Genomic DNA, 26,273 nt, shown 5'->3' with positions numbered 1-26,273 from the left:
GTGGCCGGAAGCGGCTGTAGGACCAGGCCGGCTGCTCAGGCGGTGACGCCCTCTCAGGCGGTGACGCCCTGCTGGCCCAGGACCTGCACCAGGCTCTGCAGATCGTAAGGCTTGCGCAGCACCACCGCATCCGGCCAGTTCGCCACCTCCCCGTGCCCGGTGGCGAACACGATGCGCACGCCCGGCGCGTTGCTGCGCGCCTGGGCCGCGAGTGCATCGCCCCACATGCCGGGCAGTTGCACGTCGGTGATCAGGACGTCGGTGTCGGCCGCGATCAAGGGCAGCGCCGTCTCGGCGTCGGGCGCCGACTGCACCCGGTGGCCCAGGTGTTCGAGCAGGGCCGCGGTATTGGCCCGGATGCTCTCCTCGTCCTCGACCAGGACGATCGACAGGCTGCTGCTCGTCGCCTGCCGGGCCGGCGGCGCCTCGGGCCGGCGCTTCTGGGCGGCCAGCACCTGGCGGATGCGCCGCGCCAGGCGTTCGCGGGTGTAGGGCTTGCCCAGCAGCTCGACACCCGGATCCAGGCGCCCGCCGTGCACGATGGAATTCTCGGTATAGCCCGAGGTGAACAATACCGCCAGGTTCGGCAGCCGTTCGCGCGCCATGCGCGCCAGCTCGGGGCTGCGCAGGCGTCCCGGCATCACCACGTCGGTAAACAGCAGGTCGATCGGCACGCCGCTGTCGATCACCGCCAGCGCACTGCTGGCGTCGGGCGCCTTCAGCACCCGGTAGCCCAGGCCGGACAGTATCTCGACCACGGTGGCGCGCACCGCCTCGTCGTCCTCGGCCACCAGGATGGTCTCGGTGCCGCCCACCGCCTGCTGCGACTCGACCGGGCCGAGCGGCTCCTCGGCGGCCGTCGAGCGCGGCAGGTAGAGCTTGACGGTCGTGCCCTGCCCCACCTCGCTGTAGATCTTCACGTGGCCACCGGACTGTTTCACGAAGCCGTACACCATCGACAGGCCCAGCCCGGTGCCCTTGCCTTCTTCCTTGGTGGAATAGAAGGGCTCGAAGGCGCGGCTGGCCACTTCCGGCGGCATGCCGCAGCCGGTGTCGGTCACCGCCAGCATCACGTACTGGCCGGGAATCACGTCGCCGTGGGCGCCGCAGTACAGGTCGTCGAGGATCGCATTGGTGGCTTCGATCGTCATGCGCCCGCTGCCCTCCATCGCGTCGCGCGCATTGATCGCCAGGTTCAGCAGCGCGTTCTCGACCTGGGCCACGTCCACCGCCGTGTTCCACAGGCCGCCCGAGATCACCATCTCGATTTCGATCTCTTCGCCCAGCGAACGGCGCAGCAGGTCTTCCATGTTCGCCACCAGGCGGCTGATCCTGATGACCTTGGGCTCGAGCGGCTGGCGGCGACCGAAAGCCAGCAGGTAGCTGGCCAGCTTGGCGCCCTTGTCCACCGCCGAGCGCGCGTTCTCGATCCAGCGCGCGCAGTCGGCTTTGGCCGCGCTGCGCGCTTGCTCCGCCATCTGCAGCAGCTGCAGGTTGCCGGAGATGATCTGCAGCAGGTTGTTGAAGTCGTGCGCCACGCCGCCGGTCAGCTTGCCGATGGTTTCCATCTTCTGCGCCTGCTGCAGCGCCAGCTCGGTGCGGCGGATGGTCTCGAGCTGCTCGCGGTCGGCCGTGATGTCGCGTCCGATCGCATGGACGTAACGCTCGTCGGGGGCCGCGGTCCAGGACAGCAGGCACCAGCTGCCGTCCTTGCGCCGGTAGCGGTTCTCGAACTTGTTCACGTAGTTGCCCTGTCCCAGCGCCGCCATCTGGGCAACGGTGGCGGAGCGGTCCTCCGGATGCACCATCTCGAGGAAGTTCTTGCCGAGGATGTCGGTCTCCTGCCAGCCCAGCAGCGCGCCGAAGGCCGGACTGACGGCTTCGACCCGGCCGTCGAAGGCGCACACCAGCAGGATGTCCTTGGACAGCCGCCACATGCGGTCGCGCTCGGCCGTGCGCAGGGCCACCTGGCCCTGCAGGTCGTCGTTCAGGGCGGCGTAGCGCTGCGCCGTATTCTTCTGTTCCTCGATGTCGGTGTTGGTGCCGACCCATCCGGTCACCTGGCCGTCCGCGCCGCGCAGCGGCAGCGCGCGGTTCAGGTGCCAGCGGTAGCCGCCGTCGGCGCGGCGCAGCCGCACCTCGGCCTCGAACACGGTGCCGGTGGCCACCGCCTCGGTCCAGCGGCTGCGCAGCGCATGCAGGTCGCCCGGGTGCACCATGCGTCCCCAGCCATCGGCCAGCAGTTCCTCGTGGCGGTAGCCGCTGTAGGCGAAGATCTTTTCGTTGAACCAGTCCAGGCGACCGGACGCATCGGCGGCCCAGACCTGGGCCGGCATGGCCTGGGCGAAGGTACGGAAACGCTCCTCGCTCTCGCGCATCGCCTGCTCGGCGCGCACGCGCTCGGTGACGTCGTTGCCCTGCACGAAGATCCCGATGACCGAACCCTGCTCGTCGCGCACCGGCTGGAAGACGAAGTCCAGGTAGTGCTGGCGACTGTCGCCGTCGGCGGCGGTCAGCCAGATCCCGGTGGCGGCGCCGGTATGCGGGCTGCCGGTGGCATAGACCTGGTCGAGTAGCGCGATGAAGCCCTGCGAGGCCACTTCCGGCAAGACCTCGCGCACGCTGCGCCCGATGATGTCGGCGCGCTCCACTAGGCCGAGGTAGGCCTGGTTGACCAGCTCAAAGCGGTGTTCCGGACCGGTGAGCATGGCCATGAAACCGGGCGCCTGGGCGAACATGGCGCGCAGCCGGTCCTGCTCGCCGGCCAGGCGGCGCTGGGCGCGCACCTTGTCGGTGGATTCCACCACCAGCGCCAGCACGCCGGCGACGCCGCCGTCGTCGGCCACGATCGGCGAATAGTCGAGGCTGAGCCAGACCTGCTCCGGTTCGCCGTGGCGGCGCAGGCACAGTTCGGCGTCCTGGTAGGACAGCGTGCCGCCAGCCATGCAGACCCGCATCACGTTGTCGTTGAAGTCGGCTTCGTCGGGCCAGCTCTCGCGCACGGGCACCCCCAGCTGCTGCGGGTGGCGCTCGGCGGCGATGAGGGCGTAGCCGTCGTTGTAGATCATGACGCCGTCGGAGCCCCACATGGTGACCATCGGCATCGGCGAACGCAGGATCAGGTCGACCGTACTGCGCAGCACCGGCGGCCAGCCGGCGATGGGTCCGAGACTGGTGGCGCTCCAGTCGAATGCGTCGATGAGCTTGCCAAGTTCGCCTCCGCCCTGGGCGAAGGGTCTGGGTATTGCCACTTCCGGGTGCGCCATGCTGGTTCGTTTCGGTTTGTAGAAGGGCAATTGTAATATCCCGGCACACACAATGAAACACGAATGTGTCATGTCATTACGCGCGCAAGACACAACCGATCCGCTGACGGTATGTACAATCCTGCCACCGCCCCACCCGGCACCCGCAGAAAGCATGCATGACACCCGATCTTCGCGCCCTGGTCGTCTTCGCCGACGCGTCGCTGCACCGCTCGCGCATCAGCCGCCGGATCGCCGATGCCCTTGCCGGCCTGCCCGGGGTCCAGGTGCAGGACCTGTACCAGCTGTATCCGGATTTCTACATCGACGCGCGCCGCGAACGCGAGCTGCTGAAGGCGGCGCCGCTGGTCGTGTTCGTGTTCCACCTCGGCTGGTATGCGATGCCGGCCCTGCTCAAGGAATGGTTCGACAGCGTGTTCAAGCCCGCCTGGGCGGCCGCCAGGCCGGGCCGCCTGGCGGGCAAGCGCGCCTTCGCGGCGGTGGCCTGCGCCGGCAGCGCCCTCGATTACCGGCCCGGCGGCCTGCACGGGCGGCCTTTGGCCGACTACCTGGCGCCGCTCGCGCAGAGCGCCAGCGCCTGCGGCATGGCCTGGCTGGCGCCGCACGTGTTCTACGAGACCGATGCGGTCGACGGCGGCGCGGCCGGCAGGCATGCGGACGCGCTGCTGGCGCGCCTTGCCGGCCTCGCCGACGAAGCCAGGGGAGGCGCCGATGGAACATGACATGCTGCTCAATGCGCTGGTCTACCTGGCCGCGGCAGTGGTCGCGGTGCCCATCGCCAGGCGCCTGGGCCTGGGCGCGGTGCTCGGCTACCTGCTGGCCGGGATCGCCATCGGCCCCTGGGGCCTGGGCCTGATCCGCGAAGTCGAGGACATCCTGCATTTCGCCGAGTTCGGCGTGGTGCTGCTGCTGTTCGTGATCGGCCTCGAGCTCGAGCCGCGCCGGCTGTGGGCGCTGCGCCGCTCGATCTTCGGCTGGGGCACGCTCCAGGTGCTGGGGGTGACCGCGGCGCTGCTGCCGGCAGCAATCGCGGCCGGCTTCGGCTGGAAGGCCGCCCTCATTGCCGCCCTCGGCCTGTCGCTGTCCTCGACCGCGATCGCGCTCACCACCATGCAGGAACGGAACCTGATTCCGACCCCGGCTGGCCAGGCCGGTTTCTCGATCCTGCTGTTCCAGGACATCGCCGCGATCCCGATGATCGCCCTGCTGCCGCTGCTGGGCGTGCCCGATTCGCATCCCGGCGGCTGGAGCGGCCTCCTGCTGCCGGCCGCCGTGATCGGCGGCCTGGTGCTGGCCGGCCGCTTCCTGGTCCGCCCGCTGCTGCGCTTCATCGCGCGCACCGGCCTGCGCGAGATCTTCACCGCGTTTGCCCTGCTGCTGGTCATCGCGATCTCGCTCCTGATGGCCTGGAGCGGCATGTCGATGGCCCTGGGCGCCTTCATGGCCGGCGTGCTGCTGGCCGACTCCGAATACCGCCACGCGCTCGAGGCCGACCTGGAGCCCTCCAAGGGCCTGCTGCTCGGGCTGTTCTTCATCGCGGTCGGCATGTCGGTCGACTTCGGCGTGCTGCTGGCCCAGCCCTGGCGCATCGTCCTGATGGCGGCCGCTTTCCTCTCGATCAAGCTGGCGGTCCTGTGGCTGCTGGCGCGCTTGTTCGGCACGCGGCCGGCGCCGACCACGCGCGCGCCCTGGTCCTGTCGGTCGACGGCGTCGAGGACAGCCTGAAGCTGGCCGCCGCCGTGCGGGCCGAGTTTCCCGAGCTGCCAATCCTGGCGCGCGCCCGCAACGTCACCCATTACTACGAGCTGATGGACCTGGGCGTGACCGTGATCGAGCGCGAGACCTTCGAGTCCGCGCTGATGCTGGGCCGGCGCGTGATGGAGGAACTCGGCTTCGGCGCCTATTTCGCGCGCCAGGCCGCCATGCGCTTTCGCGAGCACAACCTCAAGAGCGTGCTCGACGTCTACCCCTATTACAAGGACCGCGAGCAGTACGCCTCGATGGCGCGCCGTGCGCGCGAGGAGCTGCATGCGATGTTCGTGCGCGACTTCGTGGCCATCCGCGCCGAGCGCGAAGCGCAAGGCGACGAGGACTGCGACGGGGAAGATGGGCGCGGCGGCGGCCGCGGTAGTGATTGAACAAGGCCCGGGCGCTTACACGCGTAAAGTTGTCTATACGAGTGTCGTAATTTCGTTCTGCCGGAGCAGTTTCCGCACGGAAATGGATATACTCCGCCCGTGGCCAGCAGGCCCGCATCCCACCAGCAGCGGCTACGCCGCGACATTCTTGACTACCTTGGATAATTCCACCTCCTCTGCGGACGGGCTGGCCGCGCTCGCCGAAGAGAACTCGGCCCTGATCGATAACGCGCTCGACCTGATGGTCGTGTTCGACCCGGACGGCCGCGTGCTGCGCGTGAACGCCGCGGCGCGCGCCCTGCTCGGCTACGAGCCGTGCGAGCTCGTCGGCCTGCATTTCAATGACCTGATCCATCCGGAGCAGCACGCGCAAGCCCTGCATATCGAGGATGGCCTGCGGACCAGGGATCCGGCGCGCCCCGACATCGTGGTGCGCCTGCGGCGCAGGGACGGCCGCGAGATCCAGCTGTCGGTTGCCGCCCGCTGGTCGGAAGCGCACCAGCGCACCTTCGTGATCGCGCGCGACGTCACCGGCCAGCAGGAGGCGCGCGCCGCGCTGGAGCGTTCCGAAGCGGCGCTCAACAGCATGCTGGAGAGCATCGGCGATGCCTTTTTCGCCATCGACAGCGGCTGGCGCCTCACCTATGCCAACCAGAAGGCGGGCGACTTCGTCGGCGTCGACGCGGCCGGCGCGATCGGCCATCCCCTGCTGGAGATCGCCCCGGACCTGCTGCTTTCCGCTTCCCTGCCACGCTACCAGCGCGCCATGGAGACCCGCCAGCCCGATACCTTCGAAACCTTCTGGGAACCGCGCCAGGTCTGGATCGAAGTGCGCGTCTATCCGCACGCGGACGGCATCTCCGTCTACTTCCACGAGATCACCGCCAGGCGCGAGGCCGACCACCGGCTGCGCAAGAGCGAGCAGCGTTTCCGCAAGCTGTTCAACCAGGCCGGCGACAGCATCATGATCGTCGACGGCGGCCTGCGCATCGTCGCGGTCAACGACCAGGCCTGCGCGCGCTTCGGTTACCGCCGCGACGAGTTCCAGGGCATGCACGCCACCGACGTCAACTTCGGCTTCGCGGAAGGGCGCGCGCTCCTGGCCGGCTTGCGTGCCGGCCAGGCCCAGTTGCTGCGCACCGACAAGCGCTGCAAGGACGGCAGCGTGTTCCCCGCGGAAGTGCAGATCTCGCGCTTCGACGACGAAGGCGAGGAATTCTTCCTGGCCGTGATCCGCGACCTGAGCGACCGCGCCGAGGCCGAGCGCCAGCTGCGCGAGAGCGAACAGCGCTTCCGCGAGGTCATCGAGATGACGCCCGCAGGCTACCTGCTGGCCGGCCGCGACGGTCTGCTCCTGGACGCCAACCCGGCCCTGTGCGCGCTGTCGGGCTATCCGCGCGAGATGCTGCTCGGGCTGCGCCTGGCCGAGCTGTTCGTGTCCTTCCCGCTGGCCTCGCTGGAAACCGGGGAGCCGCGGCCCGCCACGGTGCAGGGCGTGGAAGCCGTGCTGCGGCACCGCCACGGCGCCGACATCCACGTGCTGTTCAACGGCAGCATCAAGCGCGACCATGACGGCCACGCGCTCTCGCTCACCGGCTTGATGACCGACATCACCGGACGCAAGGCGGCCGAGAGCCGCCTGCAGGAACTGGCCACCCACGACACCCTGACCGGCCTGCCCAACCGCGCCCTGCTCGGCGAGCGGGTCCAGCAGATGCTCGACGCCTGCCCCTACGGGTCGTCGGTGGCCGTGATGTTCCTCGACCTCGACCGCTTCAAGGAAGTCAACGACTCCTTCGGCCATGAGATGGGCGACGTGCTGCTGTGCGAAGTCGCCGCCCGCCTGCGCCGGGTGATCCGCCCCACCGACATCATTGCCCGCCTCGGCGGCGACGAGTTCGTGGTGGCCGCGCATTGCGCCAGCGGCCAGAAGGCCGCGGCCAGTATCGCCGACAAGCTGCTCGACCTGCTTACCGCGCCCGTCAAGATCGGCGGCATCGACGTGATCGTCGGCGCCTCGATCGGCATCAGCATGTACCCGCAGGATGCCCAGACCCGCGAAATCCTGTTCCAGACCGCCGATACCGCGATGTACCGCGCCAAGAACGCCGGCCGCAACCGCTACCGCTTCTTCGAGCCGGAAATGACGGTGGCCACCCAGGCGCGCATGGCGCTCGAGGTCTCGCTGCGCCCGGCGCTGGCGCGCGGCGAGTTCGAGCTGCACTACCAGCCGCGCTACTCGCTATGCGCGGCCAGCCCGGGCGGGGTCGCCCTGCACGGCATGGAAGCGCTGATCCGCTGGAACCACCCCGAGCGCGGCCAGGTCCCGCCGCAGCAGTTCATCGGGATCGCCGAGGAGACCGGGCTGATCGTGGGCATCGGCCGCTGGGTGCTGGAAGAAGCCTGTATCCGCACGCGCGAGCTAATGAAGGAATGCGGGCGCAAGGTGGTGGTGTCGGTCAACGTGTCGGCGCGCCAGCTGGCCCAGGCGGCATTTGCCGCCGAGGTGCGCGAGATCCTGGTGAGAACCGGCCTGGCGCCGGACTGCCTCGAGCTCGAGCTGACCGAAAGCGCCCTGATCGAGGACATCGAGCACACCGCCGCGGTGCTGCGCGAACTCAAGCGCCTCGGCGTCAAGCTCGCGGTCGACGATTTCGGCACCGGCTATTCGAGCCTGGCCTACCTGCGCCGCTTCCCGATCGACGTGCTCAAGCTCGACCGCTCCTTCCTGATGCAGCAGGACGAGAACGTGGCCACGGTCGACTTCGTGAAGGCTTTCGTCGACATGGCGCACGCGCTCGGCATGGCCGTGGTGGCCGAAGGCGTGGAGACCGCCGAGGTACTGGCCTTCCTGCGCGCGGCGCATTGCGACCAGGCCCAGGGCTACTACCTGGCGCGCCCGATGCCGCTGGCGCGGCTGCGGGCCCTGGTCGGCGGGCACGCCGCCGCATGAACGCACCGGGGCAGTTTTCCGGCCAACAAGACGGACAAGGTATGATGGCAATTCCCCACCACTGCTGCTGCGCGGCTCCGGAATCGACGACATGAACAGGACCGCCGGCAGTACCCGGATCTCCACCCAACTGATGCTCGTGTTCGCGGGGCTGGCCCTGGCGATCGTGCTGGTGCTGGCCCTGGTCCTGAACCGGCTCGCGACCGAACGCTCGGAAGACGAGCTCGGACACCAGTTCGCGGAAATCGCCCTCCAGACCACCGACAAGCTCGACCGCACCCTGTTCGAGCGCTACCGCGAAGTACGCCTGCTGTCGATCCAGGCCGGGCTCGCAGGCGGGGGCCTCGACGTGGCAGCCAAGCGCCGCTTCCTCGAGGAGATGCAGAAGACCTATCCCTACTATGCCTGGCTCGGCATCACCGACCCCGACGGCCGGGTGCTGGTCTCCGCCAACGGCCTCCTGGAAGGCGCGGACGTGTCGGCGCGGCCCTGGTATGCCAACGCCTTCAAGGGCAAGCACCTGACCGACGTGCACGAGGCTGTGCTGCTCAGCAAACTTCTCCAGCCCGCCGGNGGCGAGCCGATGCGCTTCATCGACATCGCCTTTCCCTACCGCGACGCGGCGGGCCGGGTGGCGGGCGTCCTGGGCGCCCACCTCAGCATCGACTGGGCGCGCGACATCGAGCAGTCGGTCATGCGCCCGCTCCTGACCCGGCGCCGGCTCGAGGCGCTGGTGGTGGGGCCGGACATGAAGGTCATCATCGGTCCCGCGCAGATGGTCGGCACGCGCCTGGTCCCGGGCGGCAAGGGCCTGGCGGGAATCGGCCAGAACGGCTACGCGGTCGAGAGCTTCGGCGACGGCAAGACTTACCTGGTGGGCTACAGCCGCAGCCAGGGCCACAGTTTCGCGCCCGGACTCGACTGGACCGTGCTGGTGCGCCAGGAAACCAGCGAGGCCTATGCGCCGATCGCCGAGTTCCGGCGCCAGGTGATCGGCATCGGCCTGGTGATCGCGCTGCTGGCGGCGCTGCTCGCCGCGCTGCTGGCGCGGCGCATCTCGCAGCCGCTGGGCGTGCTGGCCGAGACGGCGCGCCGCATCGAAGCCGGCGAGATCCAGGACATCGAGGACGTACGCGGCGGCTACCGCGAGATCGGCATGCTGCGCATCGCGCTGCGCTCCCTGATCGGCAAGCTGCAGGCCAACGAAGGCGCCATGCGCCAGGCCGCGCGCCGCAAGGACGAATTCCTGGCAACCCTCGCCCACGAACTGCGCAACCCGCTGGCGCCGATCTCGGTCGCCGCCGAACTGCTGTCGCTGGCGCCGCCCGACGCCGCCCAGCAAAAGCGCTACGGCGCCATGATCGGGCGCCAGGTACGCCACATGACCGACATGATCGACGACCTGCTCGACGTCTCGCGCGTCACGCGCGGCGAGATCAAGCTGGACCGGCGCCCCACCAGCCTGCAGGAAGTGGTGGCGGAAGCGGTCGAACAGGTGATGCCGCTGGTGAGCTCCAAGAAGCACCTGCTGGCGCAGGCGATCGCGCCGACGCCGGTCCTGGTGCCGGGCGACCGCACCCGGCTGGTGCAGGTGGTCGCCAACCTGCTGAACAATGCGGCCAAGTACACGCCCGAGGGCGGGCGCATCGACCTGGTCCTGTCGATCGACGGCGGCCGCGCCCGCCTCAGGGTGCGCGACAACGGCATCGGCATGTCGGCCGACCTGATCGAGCACGCCTTCGAACTGTTTACCCAGGAAACCCGCAAGACCGACCTGAGCCTGGGCGGCCTGGGCGTCGGCCTGGCGCTGTCGAAGCAGCTCGTGACCCTGCACGAAGGCGAACTGACGGTCAGGAGCGCCGGCCAGGGCATGGGCAGCGAATTCACCGTGTCGCTGCCCTTGTTGGACGAATTTGCGCCTCCCTCCACGCCCGCGCAAGCGCGGCCGGCGCCTGCCGAGGCCCCGCCAGGCGGCCTGGTGCTGATCGTGGACGACAATACCGACGCGGCCGACACCCTCGGCCTGCTGGCTTGCTCGCTCGGCCACGAGGTTCTGGTCGAATACGGCCCGCTGGCGGCGCTGGAACGCGCGCGCCTCCGCCCACCCCGGATCTGCCTGCTGGACATCGGGATGCCGGTCATGGACGGCTACGAACTCGCCAGCCGCCTGCGCGCCCTGCCCGGAATGCGCGATGCACTGCTGGTTGCCGTCACCGGCTACAGCCAGGAGGACGACCGCAGGCGTGCGCTGGCGGCGGGCTTCGACGAGCATCTCGCCAAGCCGGTCGACATCGAGCGCCTGAGCGCCCTGCTGGCGGCACGGTCGCGGCCGGCGGCGGAAACGGTGTAGGATGCGCCAGGTGCACATTTGGACAGGAAGGCGATGAAACCGGAAATCGCGGTGCTTGGAAACGTATGGCCCGACGCAGCCTTGTCTGCGCTGGCGCTTGAATTCACTTGCCATGTGATCGGACGCATGTCGCCCGCCGAACAGGCGCGCTTCTTCGACGGCGCAGCGAGCCGCGTGCGTGCGGTGCTCACCAGCGGCACCGTCGGCATCGATGCCGCCACCGCGGCGCGCTTCCCCGGTCTCGAGATCGTGGCCGTGCACGGGGTCGGGCTGGATGCCGTCGACCTGCCGGCGATGGCGGCGCGCGGCGTCGTCGTCACCAATACGCCGGACGTGCTGACCGAGGACGTGGCCGACCTCGCAGTGACCCTGCTGCTCACGGCGTCGCGGCGCCTGCTCCAGCTCGACCGCTACGTGCGCGCCGGCCACTGGCCGGAGAAACGCCCCTTGCTGCCCTCACGCAGCCTGCGCGGCAAGACTGCCGGCATCTACGGCTACGGCCGTATCGGCCAGGCCGTCGCCAGCCGCCTGCGCGGCTTCGGCATCGATATCCGCTATTTCCAGCGCGGCGAAGGGCCGGAGCCGCGGCTGCGCAGCGCGTCGCTGCGGGAACTGGCCGCCGCCAGCGATTACCTGTTGGTGTGCACGCCGGGCGGGCTTGACACCCGGCATGCCGTCGACGCGGCGGTGCTCGATGCGCTCGGACCCGAAGGCATCCTGGTCAATATCGCACGCGGCAGCGTGGTCGACGAAGCGGCGCTGGTCCAGGCGCTGTCCTCGGGGCGCCTGGGCGCGGCCGCGCTCGACGTCTTCGAGGACGAGCCGGAGGTACCGGCGGCGCTGCGCGCCCTCGACAACACGGTGCTGAGCCCGCACGTCGGCAGCCTCACGGTCGAGGCGCGCCTGGCGATGCGCACGCTGTGCTTCGACAACCTGCGCGCGCACTTCGCCGGCAGGCCGGTCTTGACCCCGGTCCTGCCCTGAGCTTCCCGCCTACAGCACCAGTCCCGCCGGCGCCGGCTGGCGCGTGAAGGTCGGGCCCGCCGTCGTGGGGCGGCCGCCATCCCACACCAGGCGGTCGATGCACATGCGGCGCCCCGTCATGGCCGTGTCCCAGGCGTGGTACACGATCCAGTCCTGGCTGCCATCCGGCGAGGTGGTGAACGAATTGTGGCCCGGGCCGATCACGTTCCCGGGGCGCGAGCGCATCAGGAGGGCCTCGTCACTGCCCTCGGGCCGGGTGAACGGCCCCAGCGGATGGTCGGCCACCACGTAGCTGAGCCCATAGTTTTCCCGCTCCCAGGCCCCGCCGCTGTAGAAGCAGTAGTACTTGCCGCCGTGATTCAGCACCGAGGCGCCCTCCACCGTGTGCCAGTCGTAGACCGCGTCGTACATCGCGCGCCCCTTCTTGAACAGGTGCCAGTCGGCATGCGGGCGCACCACCGTGCGCGGGTCCCCGGCCAGGCGATCCATGCTCACCAGGCGGTCGACCACGATACCGGTGCCGATGCGGTGGTCGTCCTCCAGGTCGAGGAAGTCGACGCAGTAGTAGAGGTACCACTGACCGTCCTTGTCGCAAAAAGGGTGGGCGTCGATCGAGAACTGCAGGTTCGGCACCAGCAGCACACCCTGGTCGACGAAAGGACCGACCGGATTGTCGGCCACCGCCACGCGCAGCTTCTGGTGCTTGCCCTCGACGTCGCCGCGCGAGTAATACATCCAGAACTTGCCCTCGCTAGAAGCGACTTCCGGCGCCCAGAAGTGGTCGTTGCCCGGATCGGCGGGCGCCGAGATCGCGAAACCCGCGCGGTGCCAGTCGACCAGGTCGTTCGACACCAGCACCGGGAAGCGCCCGCCCCCGGGGCCGTCGGGGGCGGTGCCGTAGGCGTAGTAGCGGCCTTCGTGCTTGAGGACGAAGGGGTCCGCCATGATCTCCGGATAGACCGGGTTGCAGTAAGTCTTCAGCATCGGGGCCCCTTACATTTGATAGCGCAGGCTCAGGCCATAGGTGGTCGGGTTGTAGCGGATGTCGCGCGGGCGGATCGGGTCGCCCAGGTAGCTCTCGTAACGCTCTTTAGTCAGGTTGATCGCGTCGAAGTTCAGCGTCAGGTTCGGCGTGATGGCGTAGCCGACGCTCAGGTCGACGTAGGTCGAGGCCTTGACGATGCGGTCCTGGCCGAAGCGCGGCTCGGCGATCTGCTCGACGTACTTGCCGCGGCGGGTCGCCGCCAGGCGGCCGGTCCAGCCGCCGTATTCGTAGAGCAGCGCAAAGTTGTAGCTGCTCTTCGCCACGTCGATCAGCGGCGTGGTGCGGTACTCCCCGGCCGCGTTGCGGGTCTGGTTTTCGCCGTCGGTCCAGGTGTAGTTGAACTGCGCACCCAGGCCGCTCCAGGCCCCCGGCAGGAAGTCGAAGAACTTCTGGATCCCGAACTCGGCGCCCTTGAGCTTGCCCTTGCCCGAATTCTGCGGACGCGTCACCCGGTAGTTGACGCCGTTGATGGTTTCGTTCCCCTCCATGCGCTGCAGGTAGCCGTCGATGTCGCGGTGGAACAGGGCGATCTGGGCGAAGCCGTTGTCCTTGAAGTAGTACTCGAGCGTGGCATCGCTGTTGATCGATTCGGTCGGCGAGAGCTGTGGATTGCCCGCCGAGCCCGTGCCCGGCGCATTCACGGTCGGCGGAATCAGCGACAGCGCAGGGTTCAGGTCGGTGAATGCCGGCCGGGTGATGGTCTTGCCGATGCTGAGGTGCGATTGCAGGCGATCGGTCCAGTTCAGCACGGCCGACACGTTCGGCAGGAAGTTGGTTTCGTCGCTGTCCTCGTTGATCGGGGTGATCGTGTCGCCCACGCGCAGGTTGCCTTCCAGCTTGCGGTCGACCTTGACCAGGCGCCCGCCGACGTTGCCGGTCACGTCGACCGTGCCCAGTTGCGCCTTCCAGCGCGCGCCCAGATGCAAGGTGGCGGTACGCTCGCGCTGCTCGAACAGGCGCATCGGGTCGTCCGCCACGCGGCCGGCCGGCTGGCCATAGAAGGCGCGCACCTGGTCGGCCTGGTCGATCAGGAAGTCGCGCGAAGGGGTGTACCAGGGGCCGCCGAGGCGGTCCAGGCCCGGCACCAGGCTCTGGAAGGACGGGCCGAGGGCCGCCACCGGCGACGGGCGTACGCCGCCCGGCAGGTCGTTGGCGCGTTCTCCGCCATGGAAACTCACGTCGCGGCTGGACAAGCGGATGCCGCCGGTCAGTGCGGTGATGAAACCGTCGCCGAGGCGGTACACGGCGTCGCTGCGGAACTGGGTCTGCTTGCCGCGCGACTCGCCCCAGTTCTGCACCATGCCGCGCAGGACGAACTGGTTGGGGTCGCGCAGCGCGGCGCTAGAGCCAGGGGTGGTGATCGCGTTGTAGCCGCCGTGGCCGTCGCGCCCGTAGGTGTAGACCGAGGAGCTGGCGCCCGGGATCTGCTGGTCCACGATCACGGTGTCGTTGACGTAGTCGGAGCGGCTGAAGGCCAGGTTGCTGTCCAGCGACAGCGCGCCTTCCCGGTACTTGGCGGCGAAGTTCAGGTAGTGGGTGGCGGTGTGCTCCTTCACGCCCCAGGTGCTGGTGGCGGTGTACGGGTCCCAGTCGTAGGGGCCGCCAAAGCGGGCGGCGGGCGCGCTGGCGGCCTGGATCGGGCAGATCACGCCGGCCGGCGTATTGCAGTAGTCGCCTTGCGGCGCGAGGACCACGTTGGTCAGGCGCGGCGTCCAGGTCGCGATGTTGAGGATGTAGTCGACTTCGTTCCTGGTGCCATAGCCGGTGCCCAGGTACTGGGCGGACAGCTCCGTCTGCGGATTGACTTTCCACTGGAGCGCGGCATGGACGCTGCCGCGCTCGCGGTCGCCCGCGTTGTAGATGCCGCCGATGTTGGGCAGTTCGCCGAGCCGGTCGCCCGGGCGCAGCGGCGCGATCGGCTGGTCGTCGTTGAGGCGGGTGGCGGTCCCGTCCTGGCTGACGGAGAAGATGCGGTCGGGCCGGTCCACCCACTGCACCGGCATCGCCCAGTTTTCCTTGTTGTAGGCGACGTCGACCAGCACGCCGATCTCGCCGACGCCGGTCTGCCAGCGGTTGCTCATCAGGATGCCGCCGCCCGGATTGGTCTTTTCCTTGCGTGCTTCGCTGCCCTCGACATACTGGCGCCGCCCCTCGAGGAAGCCGCTGACGGTATAGCCCTTGAAGTCGAAGGGCGCACGCAGCCGGACGTTGACGGCGCCGGCGATGCCGCCCTCGAACTGGTTAGCGGTGGCCGACTTGTACACATCCAGCCCGGCGATCGACTGCACCGGCAGGTCCTGGTAGGACAGGCGTCGGCCGGTGCCGGTGAAGATCTCGTTCCCCTCGAAGGTGGTGGCCACGTCCGGCAGGCCGCGGATGATCACGCTGCTGGTCTCGCCGCGGTCGCGGCCCACCTGCACGCCGGCGATACGCTGCAGGGCGTCGCCGGCGGCGCGGTCGGGGAACTTGCCGATGTCGTCGGCGTTGATCGAGTCCACCACCTGCTCGCTGTCGCGCTTGATCTGCTCGGCGGAGCGGATGCTGCTGCGGATGCCGGCCACCGTCACCGTGGCGATGCCGCCGCCTGCCGGGGCGGGCGCCGCCGTGGCGCTTCCGGCGGCCGGCTGGCTGGCCTGGTCCGACTGGGACTGGTCAGTGCTCCGGGTCGTTTCCTGGGCGGCGGCGAAGCCGACGTGGGCGCACAACAGCATGACGGCCGCGCAGACTGGCCGGACTTTCAAGGTGCTCATCGAGGTCTCCTGGGTCGATGGCCGTGCCTGCGTCCTGGGGCGGACGGGCCGGCCGATATTCGCGTCGTTATTAGTCATAATTTATGACCAATATGACAAAAGCTATCCGAATTCGCACCGCGATGGCGCACTCGAGACCGCTTCAGAACAGGCCGCGGGACGCCACCGAATCACGCGCCACCAGAGGGCAATCCATCTTCATGGCGGTATGTCGGGAGATGCCTCCGTGCACTTGCGCAATCAAATTTTCTGCTGCCCAGCGGCCCATTTCGTAGTTTGGTAACAACACTGTGGTGAGTGGAGGCTGGGTATAGCGCGCGATATCCTGATCGTCGTAGCCGACCACCGACACCTGAGCCGGCACGTCCATGCCCAGTTCGCGTACCGCCTCGATGGCGCCGACGGCCATCAGATCGTTGGCGCAGAACAGCGCGCTCGGCGGGTCGGGCAAGGCCAGCAGCGCCTGGGCGTGCGCGTGACCGCTGCTCACCTGCCAGTCCCCTTCCCGTACCAGTTGCGCCTCGAACGGGATGTCGTGGCTCGAGAGGGCCTGGCGGTAGCCCTTCAGGCGCTCCGCGGCGGCTTCGATCCAGCCTTCGCCGTTGATGAAGCCGATGCGCCGGTGGCCGGCCTCGATCAGGTGCATGGTGGCGGCATAACCACCCAGGACCTCGCTCGGCACCACCGAGGAGAACTGGCGCTCGCGCCGTTCCTTCTGGTGGCAGTTCAGGAGCACGGTCGGTACCTGCGCCAGCAGCGCGGGCACCGTCACCGCGCGCGTGAAGATGGTGGCGTAGACCACGCCCAGCAGCGCAGGATCGGCCAGCACGCGCGCCAGGATCGCCCCTTCGTACTCCGGATCGTTGCGGGTGGCGTACACCGAGAGCAGGCAGTCGTGCTCCCAGGCGCCGTCGCGGGCGCCGTCGATGGTGGTCATCGCATGCGGGCTGGTGGACAGTTCGTCGGTGAGGTAGACCACCAGGTTGCGGGCCTGGGCCGGCGCCGGATGGCCGAGGCGCTCCACCGGGTAACCCAGCTCGCGTGCGATGCGCAGCACCTTGTTGCGCGTCGCGCTGGACACCTTGGCGCCGCTCATGTGGTTGATCACCAGCGACACGGTGGACTGCGAGACCCCGGCCAGCTTGGCGATGTCGGTCATGGTGGGCCGCCGCGTGCGGCCCGGATCGCTCATGCCGGCAGGGGCGCGCGCGGCAGCGCGGCGCCGTCGGCATCGAACAGGTGGCCGTGGACCGGCTCGAAAGCGAGCGTGACGCGCTCGCCGCGCTCCGGGCACGCGCTGTCGGGGCGGCACTTGAGCGAGACCATCTCCGCCAGGCCCTCGACCTGGGCGTAGACGATGGTGGAGTCGCCCAGGTATTCGACCAGGGCCACCGTGGCGGGAATGCCGCGCCCATCGGTTCCTTCCACGCGCAGGTGTTCGGGCCGCACCCCCAGCGTCACGGCGGCGCCGGGCGAAGCGCGCGCGGCATCCGCGGCCACGTCGACGAGCGTGCCGCCGGCCAGGCGCACATGCACCGCCGGCCCCTCCTCGCCCGCCAGCATGCCGGGGAGAAAGTTCATGCGCGGCGAACCGAGGAAGCCGGCCACGAAGCGGTTGGCCGGACGCTCGTACAGCTCCAGCGGGGTGCCGGCCTGCTCGATACGGCCGCCATTGAAGACGACGATCTTCTGGCCCAGGGTCATGGCCTCGACCTGGTCGTGGGTCACGTAGATCATGGTGGCGCCCAGTTCCCGGTGCAGGCGCGCCAGTTCGACCCGGGTCTGGCCGCGCAGCGCCGCATCCAGGTTGGACAGCGGCTCGTCGAACAGGAAGACCTCGGGTTTGCGCACGATGGCGCGCCCGATCGCGACGCGCTGGCGCTGGCCGCCCGACAGCGCCTTGGGCCGGCGCTCGAGCAGGTGGCCGATCTGCAGGATCTCGGCCGCGCGCCCCACCCGCTCCGCGATCTCGGCACGCGGCGCCCCGGCCAGCTTGAGCGCGAAGCCCATGTTCTCGGCCACCGTCATGTGCGGGTACAGCGCATAGCTCTGGAACACCATGGCGATGCCGCGCCTGGACGGCTCGACGTCGTTGCAGACCCGCCCGCCGATTTCCACCGTGCCGGAACTGACGTCTTCCAGGCCGGCGACGATGCGCAGCAGGGTCGACTTGCCGCAGCCCGAGGGACCGACCAGCACCACGAACTCGCCGTCGGCAATGTCCAGGTCGATGCCTTTGATGACCAGGTTGTCCTCATACTGTTTGGTGATGCCCTGCAGGCGCACTGATGACATGGATTCTCCGCTTATTTACCGAACCTATCCTTTTAATCCCGTGGCCGCCAGGAAGCCGTGGGTGACGCGGCGCTGGAACAGCACGTAAGCCAGAGCCACCGGCAGCGCTCCGATCAGCGCCGCCGCCATCAGCTGGGCGTAGCGCACCCCGAAGGCGTCGTAGGTCTGGGTCAGGCCCAGCGGGATCGTCATCATGTCGTTCGAGGTGACGATGATGAAGGGCCACAGGAAGTTGTTCCAGGCGCCGATGAAGGTGACGATCGCCATCGCCCACACAATGTTGCCGGATACCGGCAGGTAGACGCTCCACAGGATGCGCAGCGGGCCGGCGCCGTCCATCACGGCCGCTTCGCGAAAGTCGGCGGGAATCGCGTCGAAGAACTGCTTGAACACGTAGATCACTACCGGCGCCACCACCTGGGGCAGCACGATGCCGGCGTAGCTGTTGATCAGGCCGAGCTGGTTCATCATCCGGAACAGCGGCACCAGCAGCGCCTCGAAAGGCACCAGGAAGGCCAGCATGGTAATCGCGAACACCAGGCCGCGGCCCCTGAAGCGCAGCTGGGAAAAAGCATAGGCCGACGTCAAGGACAGCGCCATGGTCACGATCGTCACCAGGAGCGCCACCAGGGCACTGTTGAACAGCCAGCGCCCGACGTTGCCGGCGGCGAGCACCTTGGCGAAGGCTTCCAGGGTCCAGTCCTGCGGCAGCCAGTGGAACACCGCGGACACGGTTTCGTGCTCGGGCCGCAACGCCGTGCTCATGGCCCACAATAGCGGCGCCACCCACATCGCCGCCAGCAGCAGCGCCGCAAGCGCGCCGATGACGGTCCAGCCGAGGTTCGAACGGGACTTCATGCATCCCTCCGCGCCAGCCAGCGCACGAAGCCGGCCTGTGCCAGCGACAGCGCGATCACGATCGCCACAAAAGCCACCGCGATCGCGGCCGCGTACCCGGCGTCGCTCTGGGTGAAAGCGGTCTCGTACATGTAGTGCAGGGTGACCCGGGTAGTGTTGAACGGTCCGCCGGTGGTCATGATGTAGGTCTGGCCGAAGATCTTCATCGAGGCGATCAGCTGCAGCACCAGCGCCATCCCGACCACCGGGCGCAGCGCCGGCCAGGTGATGGTGCGAAACAGCGTGAAGCCGCGCGCGCCGTCCAGGCTGGCGGCCTCGTACAGCTCGGCCGGTATGTTGCGCAGGCCGGCCAGGAACATCAGCATGTTGAAGCCCACCGTCCACCAGATGGTGCCGATGGCGACCATCGGCATGGCCCAGGTCAGGTCGGCCAGCCAGGCATGCTGCATGCCGAGCACGTAGTTGACCACGCCAGACGACGGCTGCAGCATCCAGTCGGCGATCAGGGTCATGACCGAGATCGGCAGCACATAGGGCAGGAAGAAGGCGCCCTGCAGCCAGCCGCCCGCCCGGGTGAAGCGGTTGACCAGCAGCGCCATGAGCAGGCCGAGGGCGGTCAGCGGAATCACCGTCAGCAGCGCGAAGTAGAAAGTGTTTCCTACCGCGGCCCAGAACGAGGGGTCCTGCACCAGCGTGACGTAGTTGTCGATGCCGATGAAGGCATTGGTGCGCGTCAGGCTGCTCTCCGTCAGGCTCATGTAGAAGGTATCGAGCGCCGGCAGGAAGAAGAACAGCAGGAAGGCGATCGCGAAGGGCGCCAGCAGCATCGCCGCCGGCAATCCATCGCCGCGCCTGGCCTGGGTCGAACGGGCAGATGCCATGCTGGCTCCTAGTAGCGCGGCGGGCGCTTCTTGATCATGCGCGCCGCCTCGGTTTCGAACATGCGCAGGGCCTGCGCAGGCGTGAGCTGCGACGACAGCGCCGCCGGCAGGTATTTCGAGGCCATCGCCTCGAGCGGCCCGGCCGCCCCCATGTACCAGGCGTCCGGGTCATAGATCACGTGGCGCGGCACGTCGGCGTACAGCCGGTTCGGCATCAGGGCCCGGGCGGCAGGCGACTCCGCCACCGGACGGTAGGCCAGCACGTGCCCGCCCTCGGCCCAGCCGAACGAGTTCTTGCTCACGAACGCAATGAAGCGCATCACGGCGCGCGCTTTGTCGGGCGACATCGGCCGCCCCTCGTTGGCGGGAATGGCGAAGGCGTGCGAATCGGCCCAGACGCTGTCGTTGCCGTACATGCGCGGCAGCGGGACGATGCCGTATTCGAAGCCGAGGGTGCCGCTCTTGGTCGCGCGCACCATCTCGGGCACCTCCCACACGCCGTTGATCATGAAGCCGGCGTTGCCGCCCATGAACTGGCTGGTGGATGCCGCGTAGTCCAGGCCCGGCTGGGCGTATCCCTGCTGGAACCAAGTGGCCACGCGCGCCAGCGAATCCACGCCCACCGGGCCGTAGGCGAAGCGCCCGTTCTGGATCAGGGGCGCGTTGCGCTGCGCCAGCATCGAGATCCACAGGCGCCAGATCGCGTAGGAACTCTGGCTGCTTTCCATCGTCATGCCGGGCCGGCCGGTGGCCTGGCGCACCGCGCGGAAAGCGTCGCCCAGCGCGTCGATGCCCTGGATCGGCTTGAGCGCGCCGGACGCGTCGAGCAGGCCGGCCTTTCCGACCAGCGTCTTGTTGTAGTACAGGACCAGCGGATGCAGGTCGAGCGGGATCGCATAGGTGCGACCCAGGTGCTGGGATTTCTGCCACTGGCGCGGATAGAAGTCGCCCGGGTGCAAGCCGCTTGCCTCGAGCTCCTGCGGGGCGATCGGGCGCAGCACGCCGCCGCCGGCGAGGTTGGTCATGCGCGACAGGTGCACGGTGGCGATGTCCGGCCCGGCCCCGACCACCGACGAGGTGATCAGCTTGGTGTAGAAGGGTTCGCCCCACTTGAGCGTGGTGCTGGTCACGCGCACCTCGCGCTGGCTGGCATTGAAACGCTCGACCAGCGCCGACATGCGCGCGCCGTCGCCGCCGCTCAGCAGCGTCCACATGCGCACCTCGATCTGCGCTTTGGCGGACATGGGCGCGCACAGAGCGCATGCGATCGCCGCGCCGGCGAGGCGCACCGTGAATGGGGTCAAGCCTGTCTCCTGGGTCGTTCTCGTGGGGTGCCACTGTTTTATCATTAATACTAGCAAATAATTATTAGTAAGGGCTGTCCTGTAGGCATCAGACCCCAGGGTGTAGAATCGCTCCTTTGCTTGTGGGTCGGGTATGTGGATCGGAGTGTTGTGCGGCCTGCTGGCCGGGGCGATGTGGGGCCTGGTGTTCATCGTGCCGGAGATGCTGGCCGCGTTCTCGCCGCTGGAGCTGGCGGTCGGCCGCTACCTCGCCTATGGCGCGATGGCCTTCGCCCTGCTGCTGCCGCGCCTGAAATCCCTCGTCGGCACCCTCGTCCCCGCCGACTATGCGGCGCTGGTGCGGCATGCACTGGCCGGGAACATCGTGTACTACATGCTGCTCGCGGCAGGCGTGAAGTACGCCGGCCTTGCCCCGACCTCGCTGATCATCGGCATGGTGCCGGTGGTGGTGACGCTGCTGGGCCGCAAGGACCACGGCGCCGTGCCGCTTCAGCGCCTCGCGCTGCCGCTGCTGCTGGTGGCCGCGGGCATCGCCTGCATCAATGTCGACAGCTTCCTGCATGCCGGCCCGGCGGCGTCCGCGGGCGAGATCGCGCTGGGCGTGGCCTGCGCCGCCGGCGCCCTCCTGTGCTGGAGCTGGTACGCCCTCGACAACGCGCGCTACCTGAAGCGCAATCCGCACTTCTCCAGCGCCCAGTGGTCGGCGCTGTACGGACTGTCCACCGGCGTGATCGCCCTCCTCATCGGCACGGCAAGCTGGCTGTTTGCCGACCCGGTTCCGGCCACGCCCGCACGCGACTGGACGCTGTTCTGGACCTGCAATGCCCTGCTGGCGCTGGGCGCCTCGGTGATCGGCAACCAGCTGTGGAACGTGGCGAGCCGGCGCGTGCCGGTCACCCTGTCCGGCCAGCTGATCCTGTTCGAGACCCTGTTCGCGCTGCTCTACGGCTTCCTGTACCGCGCCCAGGGCCCGCGCCCGCTTGAGCTGGCGGCGATCATGCTGCTAGTGGCAGGCGTGACCTGGTCGGTGCACGCCCATGCCGGCAAGCGGAACGCGTCAGGGCGGGAGGCGCTCGACCCGGACTTCGCCGAAGGTGACGGCATGGCCGGCGCCGCCCATCGCCACCAGGCCTAGCCGCGCCTTGCTGCCCAGGCGGTGGGTCCAGGTGCTGCCGCCCACCCAGTTCCCGCCTTCCGCCATCGACCAGGCGGTGTAGCGCTCTTCCGCGCCACTGCGCCGGACCTCGATGCGCAGCCAGGTCCATTCGCCCGGCGTGCCCGCCACCGTATTGCCGTAGCGCGGATAGCCGCGCTCCACCGGCGCCAGTTCCTTGCCGAATTCCACCTGGCGCAGTCCGTCGTGAGCCAGCTCCACCAGCTTGACGTAGTTGTCGTCGTCGCGCATCACGACCAGGCCGGCCTGCACCGGCTTGGCGCAGCAGTCGAGCGGCGCATCGAGCCGGATGCGCGCCACGATGCGCAGGTCGCCCTCGGGCAGCCCCGTGGCCAGCACCGCGGCGGTATTGGTGTCCACGTGCAGGTCGGTCTGCCGGGTGGCCATGCGCAGGCCCGGGTGGCCGGTGGACCAGCTGCCGGCGGCTTGCGGGCGGATCCAGCTCCAGCGCGCGTCGAGCCGCGCCTGATCGAAGCGTTCGGTCCACAGCGGCGTCGCCGCCTGCGTGGGCGCTGCGGCCGGCGCCGCTGGCGCCGCCCCGGCCTGTCCTGCCGCGATGCTTGGCGCGCGCTGCGGCGTATCCGACGGGCCCTCGCCGCGGTTGATCACCGGCCAGCCGTCCACCCAGTCGATCCGGTCGAGCAGCAGCGGACGGCGGGTCAGCTTGTCCTCGACGCTGAAATAGCCCTGGTTGCGGTCGACCGCATGGTAGAAGGTCCACCACTGGCCGGCCGCGTCCTGGAACACCGTATTGTGGCCGGCGCCCACCCAGCGGTTGCCGTTCTGGGCCAGCACCGGCGTGCCGCCCACGCGCGCGGCTGCCATGTCGTTTCCTTCGCGGTCGAGGAAAGGCCCTTCGGGACTGGTGGCGCGGCCGACGAAAAGCGCATAGCCGGTCAAGGGTCCGCGGCAGCAGTCGGTGCTCGAGGCGAACAGATACCAGTACTTGCCGGCCCTGACCACCTCGGCGCCCTCGTAGCGGTTGGCGGCGCCGATCCGCACCGGGTCGCCCTCGACCCGCAGGCCGTCCTTCGAGAGACGCTGCACGAACAGACCGCCGCCGTAGCTGCCGTAGTACAGGAAGCGGTCGCCCTGGCCGTCCTCGACCACGTCGGGGTCGAAGGTCCAGTGGAAGTTGCAGCCTGCGCCTGCGCGGCGCGGGGGCACCACCAGGCCTTCGGCCGGCTTCCAGGGCCCGGCCGGCGAAGCGCTGGTGGCGACCGCGATCCCGCTGTCCGACTCGCAGTCCTTTTCGGGACTATGGCGGTCGGCCACGTCGGTGACGGTGAAGTACAGGTAATAGCTGCCGTTCTGGTAGACCGGCTCGGGCGCCCACAGGCCGGACTTCGGCCCGGCCAGGCCAGGCGGGCGCCGGTCGAAGGAATCGCGCACGAAATACCAGTTGACCAGGTCCACCGAGCGGTAGACCGGCATCATCCGGAACTTCCAGCCGCTGCCCTCGCGCTCCTTGCGGCTGACCGGGTCCATGGTGCAGTACATGTACCAGACCGTCGGGGAGGAGGTGCGGTCGCGCAGCAGGGACGGGTCGGCGCAGCTTTCGGCCAGGCTGCCGTCGGCCAGGCGCAGCGGCAAGGGATTGGTATAGGTGCCCGGTTGCGTGGCCGGCTGGGGGGCTGCGCCGGTTGCGGCCAGCAGAAGCGCCCCTGCCCATCCTCGAAGGAAGCGTGTCATGCAGTCTCCTGGTCATACGCCGCGCGAACGGCGCCTTTGTTGTTGACCGAAAATTAAGCCAAAACAAGCGTCCTGTGGCGCACGCGTGAAGCCGGGACCTGGCCCGAAGTTGCCGACATTGCCACACACGAACCCCAAATGTTGTAGCAGCCTGCTATTTTCGTTCAATGTCGTTTTGTAGGACTATTGCCCGTCATCACTACCTGATAGACTTCCGAGCTGCATCCCTGAGTGCAACTAAATTGCCATAATAGAACAATTGGGATGCAAGGCGGCATGATCCGCCAACAAGAAAAAACCGGGGGAAGTCCTTCATGAGAGTAAAGCAGGTCCGTCCGGCACAGAAGCTGCTGGCCGTTGCAGTATCGGGTATCGCCTGGGGCCTGGCTTGTGCCCACGCCGTCCAGGCGCAGGAAGCGCCAGCCGTCCAGGAACAGAACAATGCCGTGCCGGAAGTCGTGGTCACGGCCCAGCGCACCGTCTCCACCGCCTCGCGCACCCCGGTCGCCATGAGCGTGCTCCAGGGTGAGCAGCTGCGCGAGCTCGGCGCCGACAATCCGGCATCGCTGGGCGCGCGTCTGCCCAATGTGCACCTCGACCAGGCTTTCTCGGGCCTGCGCGTGACCATCCGCGGCATCAGCAACAACGACACCACCGACAAGGGCGACCCGTCGGCCGCCTTCATGCAGGACGGCGTGTACATCGCGCGCCCTGCCGGCCAGGCCGCCAACTTCCTCGACATCGACCGCATCGAAGTGCTGCGCGGACCGCAGGGGACCCTGTATGGCCGCAACACCACGGCCGGCCTGGTGAACGTGATTTCGAACGCCCCGACCGCGCTGCTGGAAGGCCGGGTCGCTTTTGAGGCGGGCAGCTACGGCAACCGCAAGCTCGAAGGCGTGGTCAACGTTTCGGTAAACGATGCCCTGGCCCTGCGCGCCGCCCTCAGCACCCGCAAGCAGGACCCGTTCCTGCGCAACGGCCAGGGCACGCGCTTCAAGCCCGGCATGGACCGCGACGACCGCGATGCGCGCCTGAGCGCCAGGCTGGCGCTCGGCCGCGACGCCGCGCTGCTGCTGCGTTACGACCACAGCGAAGCCACCAACAACAACGACCGCTTCGTCCCGGACACCAATTTCTACACCGGCGTCGCGGCCGGCGCCCCAAGCTGGCGCGACACCTCCACCGACGAACGCCTGAGCATGGGCTTTCGCCCGGTAAACATCGCCCCGGTGCAGGGCATGCAGGACCGCCGCGCGCGCGGCCTGCTGGCCGACCTGAGCTGGAACCTGGGCCCGGCCACCCTCTACTATCTCGGTTCGCGCCGCGAACTCGACCAGCAGATGGTGAACAATTACTATTACCGGATCTCCCCTGCCATCGCGCTCGGCGTGATCAACAGCTACGATGGGGCCAACACCCAGGATTCGCACGAGCTGCGCCTGGCCACCAAGGGCGGCGGTCCGCTCAGCGCCCAGGCCGGCCTGTATTACTTCAGCGAGGAATCCGACACCCGCTACGCCTTCCAGGGCCTGCGCCCGGTCGGCCTGCCGCCGTATTACGCCTTCCCGCTGGTGACCGAGGCCGCCAGCCGCGCCGTGTTCGGACAGCTCACCTGGCGTGCCGGCGAGAGCCTGCGCCTTACTGCCGGCGCGCGCCGCACGCTCGACCACAAGTGGCGCGTCGGTTCGACCGACTTCCAGCAGGGCCCAGGCTTCAATCCGGCCACCGACCGCCGCCTGCCGAACGCCGCCGACCTGTCGACCGCGCGCACCACGTGGCGCCTGGGCGCCGAATTCGACCTCGCCCCTGCTACCCTGGCCTACCTGAGCCTGGCGACCGGCTACAAGGCCGGGGCCTTCAACGACGGCTGCGTGGCCGGCACCTCCACCCTCGGCGTTCCCTGCCCGGCAGCCGCCGCGGTCACGCCCGAGTTCCTGTACTACCAGCCGGAAGAACTGCGCGCGTGGGAAGCGGGCCTGAAGTCGCGCCTGCTCGGTGGCCGCCTGACGGTCAATGTTAGCGCCTTCCACTACGACTACACCAACCTGCAGCTGACCGGCAATGCGGTCGTCGCCGGCGCCCCGCGCCTGCTGACACGCAACGCCGGCGCCGCGCGCAGCCGCGGCATCGAGCTCGATGGCGAGCTGCGCGTCGGCAGCGGCGGCCGCCTCCACTACGGCCTGACCCTGCTCGACGCCCGCTACGTCACCTACATGGCGACGCCGGCCGTCTCCTGGGCCGGACGCAAGCTGGACCGGGCGCCGAGCCATGTGTTCACGCTCGGCTACCAGCAGCGCTTCCCCCTGGCCGGCGGCCAGCTCACCGGCGGCCTGTTCGCACGCGCCAGCGGCGAGTACGTGCTGGCGGTCCCGAGCCAGCTGCTGACCTACCGCGTACCTTCGCATACCAGCACCGACGCCACCCTGGCGTGGGCGCCGGCGGGCAGCAACTGGAGCGTCCTGGCGCGCGTGCGCAATATCGAGAACAAGGTGCGGCCGTCGGTCATCGACAGCTTTGGCATGACCACGCCGACCGCGCCGCGCACCGCCGATCTGCGCCTCGACCTGCGTTTCTGAGGAA

Annotated in this window: 15 protein-coding genes and 1 pseudogene; 7 read left to right on the top strand and 9 right to left on the bottom strand. The window is 68.8% G+C overall.

Features of this window, described 5'->3' with window-relative positions:
* Nucleotides 1-53: 53 nt before the first annotated feature.
* Nucleotides 54-3,266, bottom strand: a complete 3,213-nt coding sequence (locus tag YWC_RS0102630; protein WP_036212765.1) for a hybrid sensor histidine kinase/response regulator — start codon at nucleotides 3,264-3,266, stop codon at nucleotides 54-56.
* Between the two features lie 158 nt (nucleotides 3,267-3,424).
* Here YWC_RS0102630 and YWC_RS27995 point away from each other — a divergent pair, with 158 nt between their 5' ends.
* The 5 genes and pseudogenes from YWC_RS27995 (at nucleotide 3,425) to YWC_RS0102605 (ending at nucleotide 11,691) form a co-directional block, all read left to right on the top strand.
* On the top strand, nucleotides 3,425-3,988 hold the full coding sequence (locus tag YWC_RS27995) for an NAD(P)H-dependent oxidoreductase (protein ID WP_051306163.1): 564 nt from the start codon (nucleotides 3,425-3,427) through the stop codon (nucleotides 3,986-3,988).
* A pseudogene (locus tag YWC_RS27990) lies at nucleotides 3,978-5,404 on the top strand (monovalent cation:proton antiporter-2 (CPA2) family protein). The gene YWC_RS27995 and the pseudogene YWC_RS27990 overlap by 11 nt, the downstream one beginning before the upstream one ends.
* A gap of 157 nt (nucleotides 5,405-5,561) precedes the next feature.
* Entirely contained in the window at nucleotides 5,562-8,357 is a 2,796-nt protein-coding gene (locus tag YWC_RS27985; protein WP_036212762.1) for a sensor domain-containing protein, read from the top strand.
* Nucleotides 8,358-8,448: 91 nt separating this feature from the next.
* Nucleotides 8,449-10,707, top strand: coding sequence for a hybrid sensor histidine kinase/response regulator (locus YWC_RS31385; protein ID WP_051306162.1), 2,259 nt, complete (start codon nucleotides 8,449-8,451; stop codon nucleotides 10,705-10,707).
* Between the two features lie 33 nt (nucleotides 10,708-10,740).
* Nucleotides 10,741-11,691: a 2-hydroxyacid dehydrogenase gene (locus tag YWC_RS0102605; protein ID WP_027863980.1), complete on the top strand. Its 951-nt coding sequence runs from the start codon at nucleotides 10,741-10,743 to the stop codon at nucleotides 11,689-11,691.
* 9 nt (nucleotides 11,692-11,700) lie between these two features.
* Here YWC_RS0102605 and YWC_RS27975 read toward each other — a convergent pair whose 3' ends face one another.
* From YWC_RS27975 to YWC_RS0102570, 7 genes are all read right to left on the bottom strand, one after another.
* A complete protein-coding gene (locus YWC_RS27975; protein ID WP_036212759.1) occupies nucleotides 11,701-12,675 on the bottom strand; it encodes a glycoside hydrolase family 43 protein in 975 nt (324 codons plus the stop codon).
* 9 nt (nucleotides 12,676-12,684) lie between these two features.
* Nucleotides 12,685-15,486 (bottom strand): TonB-dependent receptor, encoded by a 2,802-nt coding sequence (locus YWC_RS0102595; protein WP_169728077.1) that lies wholly within the window; start codon nucleotides 15,484-15,486, stop codon nucleotides 12,685-12,687.
* Between the two features lie 142 nt (nucleotides 15,487-15,628).
* Entirely contained in the window at nucleotides 15,629-16,645 is a 1,017-nt protein-coding gene (locus YWC_RS0102590; protein ID WP_027863978.1) for a LacI family DNA-binding transcriptional regulator, read from the bottom strand.
* Nucleotides 16,646-16,674: 29 nt separating this feature from the next.
* Nucleotides 16,675-17,781: an ABC transporter ATP-binding protein gene (locus tag YWC_RS0102585; protein WP_027863977.1), complete on the bottom strand. Its 1,107-nt coding sequence runs from the start codon at nucleotides 17,779-17,781 to the stop codon at nucleotides 16,675-16,677.
* Between the two features lie 24 nt (nucleotides 17,782-17,805).
* A complete protein-coding gene (locus YWC_RS0102580) occupies nucleotides 17,806-18,639 on the bottom strand; it encodes a carbohydrate ABC transporter permease (RefSeq protein WP_036212756.1) in 834 nt (277 codons plus the stop codon).
* A complete protein-coding gene (locus YWC_RS0102575) occupies nucleotides 18,636-19,520 on the bottom strand; it encodes a carbohydrate ABC transporter permease (RefSeq protein ID WP_027863975.1) in 885 nt (294 codons plus the stop codon). Before YWC_RS0102575 ends, YWC_RS0102580 begins: the two co-directional genes overlap by 4 nt.
* 8 nt (nucleotides 19,521-19,528) lie before the next feature.
* On the bottom strand, nucleotides 19,529-20,824 hold the full coding sequence (locus YWC_RS0102570) for an extracellular solute-binding protein (RefSeq protein WP_229412993.1): 1,296 nt from the start codon (nucleotides 20,822-20,824) through the stop codon (nucleotides 19,529-19,531).
* Between the two features lie 133 nt (nucleotides 20,825-20,957).
* Here YWC_RS0102570 and YWC_RS27970 point away from each other — a divergent pair, with 133 nt between their 5' ends.
* Nucleotides 20,958-21,959: a DMT family transporter gene (locus tag YWC_RS27970; protein ID WP_036212753.1), complete on the top strand. Its 1,002-nt coding sequence runs from the start codon at nucleotides 20,958-20,960 to the stop codon at nucleotides 21,957-21,959.
* Here YWC_RS27970 and YWC_RS0102560 read toward each other — a convergent pair.
* Entirely contained in the window at nucleotides 21,882-23,690 is a 1,809-nt protein-coding gene (locus YWC_RS0102560; RefSeq protein WP_027863973.1) for a family 43 glycosylhydrolase, read from the bottom strand. The genes YWC_RS27970 and YWC_RS0102560 overlap by 78 nt on opposite strands.
* A 314-nt stretch (nucleotides 23,691-24,004) precedes the next feature.
* Here YWC_RS0102560 and YWC_RS0102555 point away from each other — a divergent pair, with 314 nt between their 5' ends.
* Nucleotides 24,005-26,269 (top strand): TonB-dependent receptor, encoded by a 2,265-nt coding sequence (locus YWC_RS0102555; RefSeq protein ID WP_027863972.1) that lies wholly within the window; start codon nucleotides 24,005-24,007, stop codon nucleotides 26,267-26,269.
* Nucleotides 26,270-26,273: the final 4 nt, after the last annotated feature.

Origin of the sequence: Massilia alkalitolerans DSM 17462 (genome assembly GCF_000427785.1) — a bacterium.
Taxonomy (GTDB): domain Bacteria; phylum Pseudomonadota; class Gammaproteobacteria; order Burkholderiales; family Burkholderiaceae_D; genus Telluria; species Telluria alkalitolerans.
Note: the sequence above shows the minus strand (reverse complement) of the source record. Positions and strands in the feature narration are given on the sequence as shown.

Coding starts and splice junctions, on each gene's coding strand:
- YWC_RS0102560 (WP_027863973.1), bottom strand. CDS start 23,690: ATGACACGCTTCCTTCGAGGATGGGCAGGGGCGCTTCTGCTGGCCGCA.
- YWC_RS0102580 (WP_036212756.1), bottom strand. CDS start 18,639: ATGAAGTCCCGTTCGAACCTCGGCTGGACCGTCATCGGCGCGCTTGCG.
- YWC_RS27970 (WP_036212753.1), top strand. CDS start 20,958: ATGTGGATCGGAGTGTTGTGCGGCCTGCTGGCCGGGGCGATGTGGGGC.
- YWC_RS0102595 (WP_169728077.1), bottom strand. CDS start 15,486: ATGAGCACCTTGAAAGTCCGGCCAGTCTGCGCGGCCGTCATGCTGTTG.
- YWC_RS0102585 (WP_027863977.1), bottom strand. CDS start 17,781: ATGTCATCAGTGCGCCTGCAGGGCATCACCAAACAGTATGAGGACAAC.
- YWC_RS0102590 (WP_027863978.1), bottom strand. CDS start 16,645: ATGACCGACATCGCCAAGCTGGCCGGGGTCTCGCAGTCCACCGTGTCG.
- YWC_RS27995 (WP_051306163.1), top strand. CDS start 3,425: ATGACACCCGATCTTCGCGCCCTGGTCGTCTTCGCCGACGCGTCGCTG.
- YWC_RS27975 (WP_036212759.1), bottom strand. CDS start 12,675: ATGCTGAAGACTTACTGCAACCCGGTCTATCCGGAGATCATGGCGGAC.
- YWC_RS0102555 (WP_027863972.1), top strand. CDS start 24,005: ATGAGAGTAAAGCAGGTCCGTCCGGCACAGAAGCTGCTGGCCGTTGCA.
- YWC_RS0102575 (WP_027863975.1), bottom strand. CDS start 19,520: ATGGCATCTGCCCGTTCGACCCAGGCCAGGCGCGGCGATGGATTGCCG.
- YWC_RS0102605 (WP_027863980.1), top strand. CDS start 10,741: ATGAAACCGGAAATCGCGGTGCTTGGAAACGTATGGCCCGACGCAGCC.
- YWC_RS0102630 (WP_036212765.1), bottom strand. CDS start 3,266: ATGGCGCACCCGGAAGTGGCAATACCCAGACCCTTCGCCCAGGGCGGA.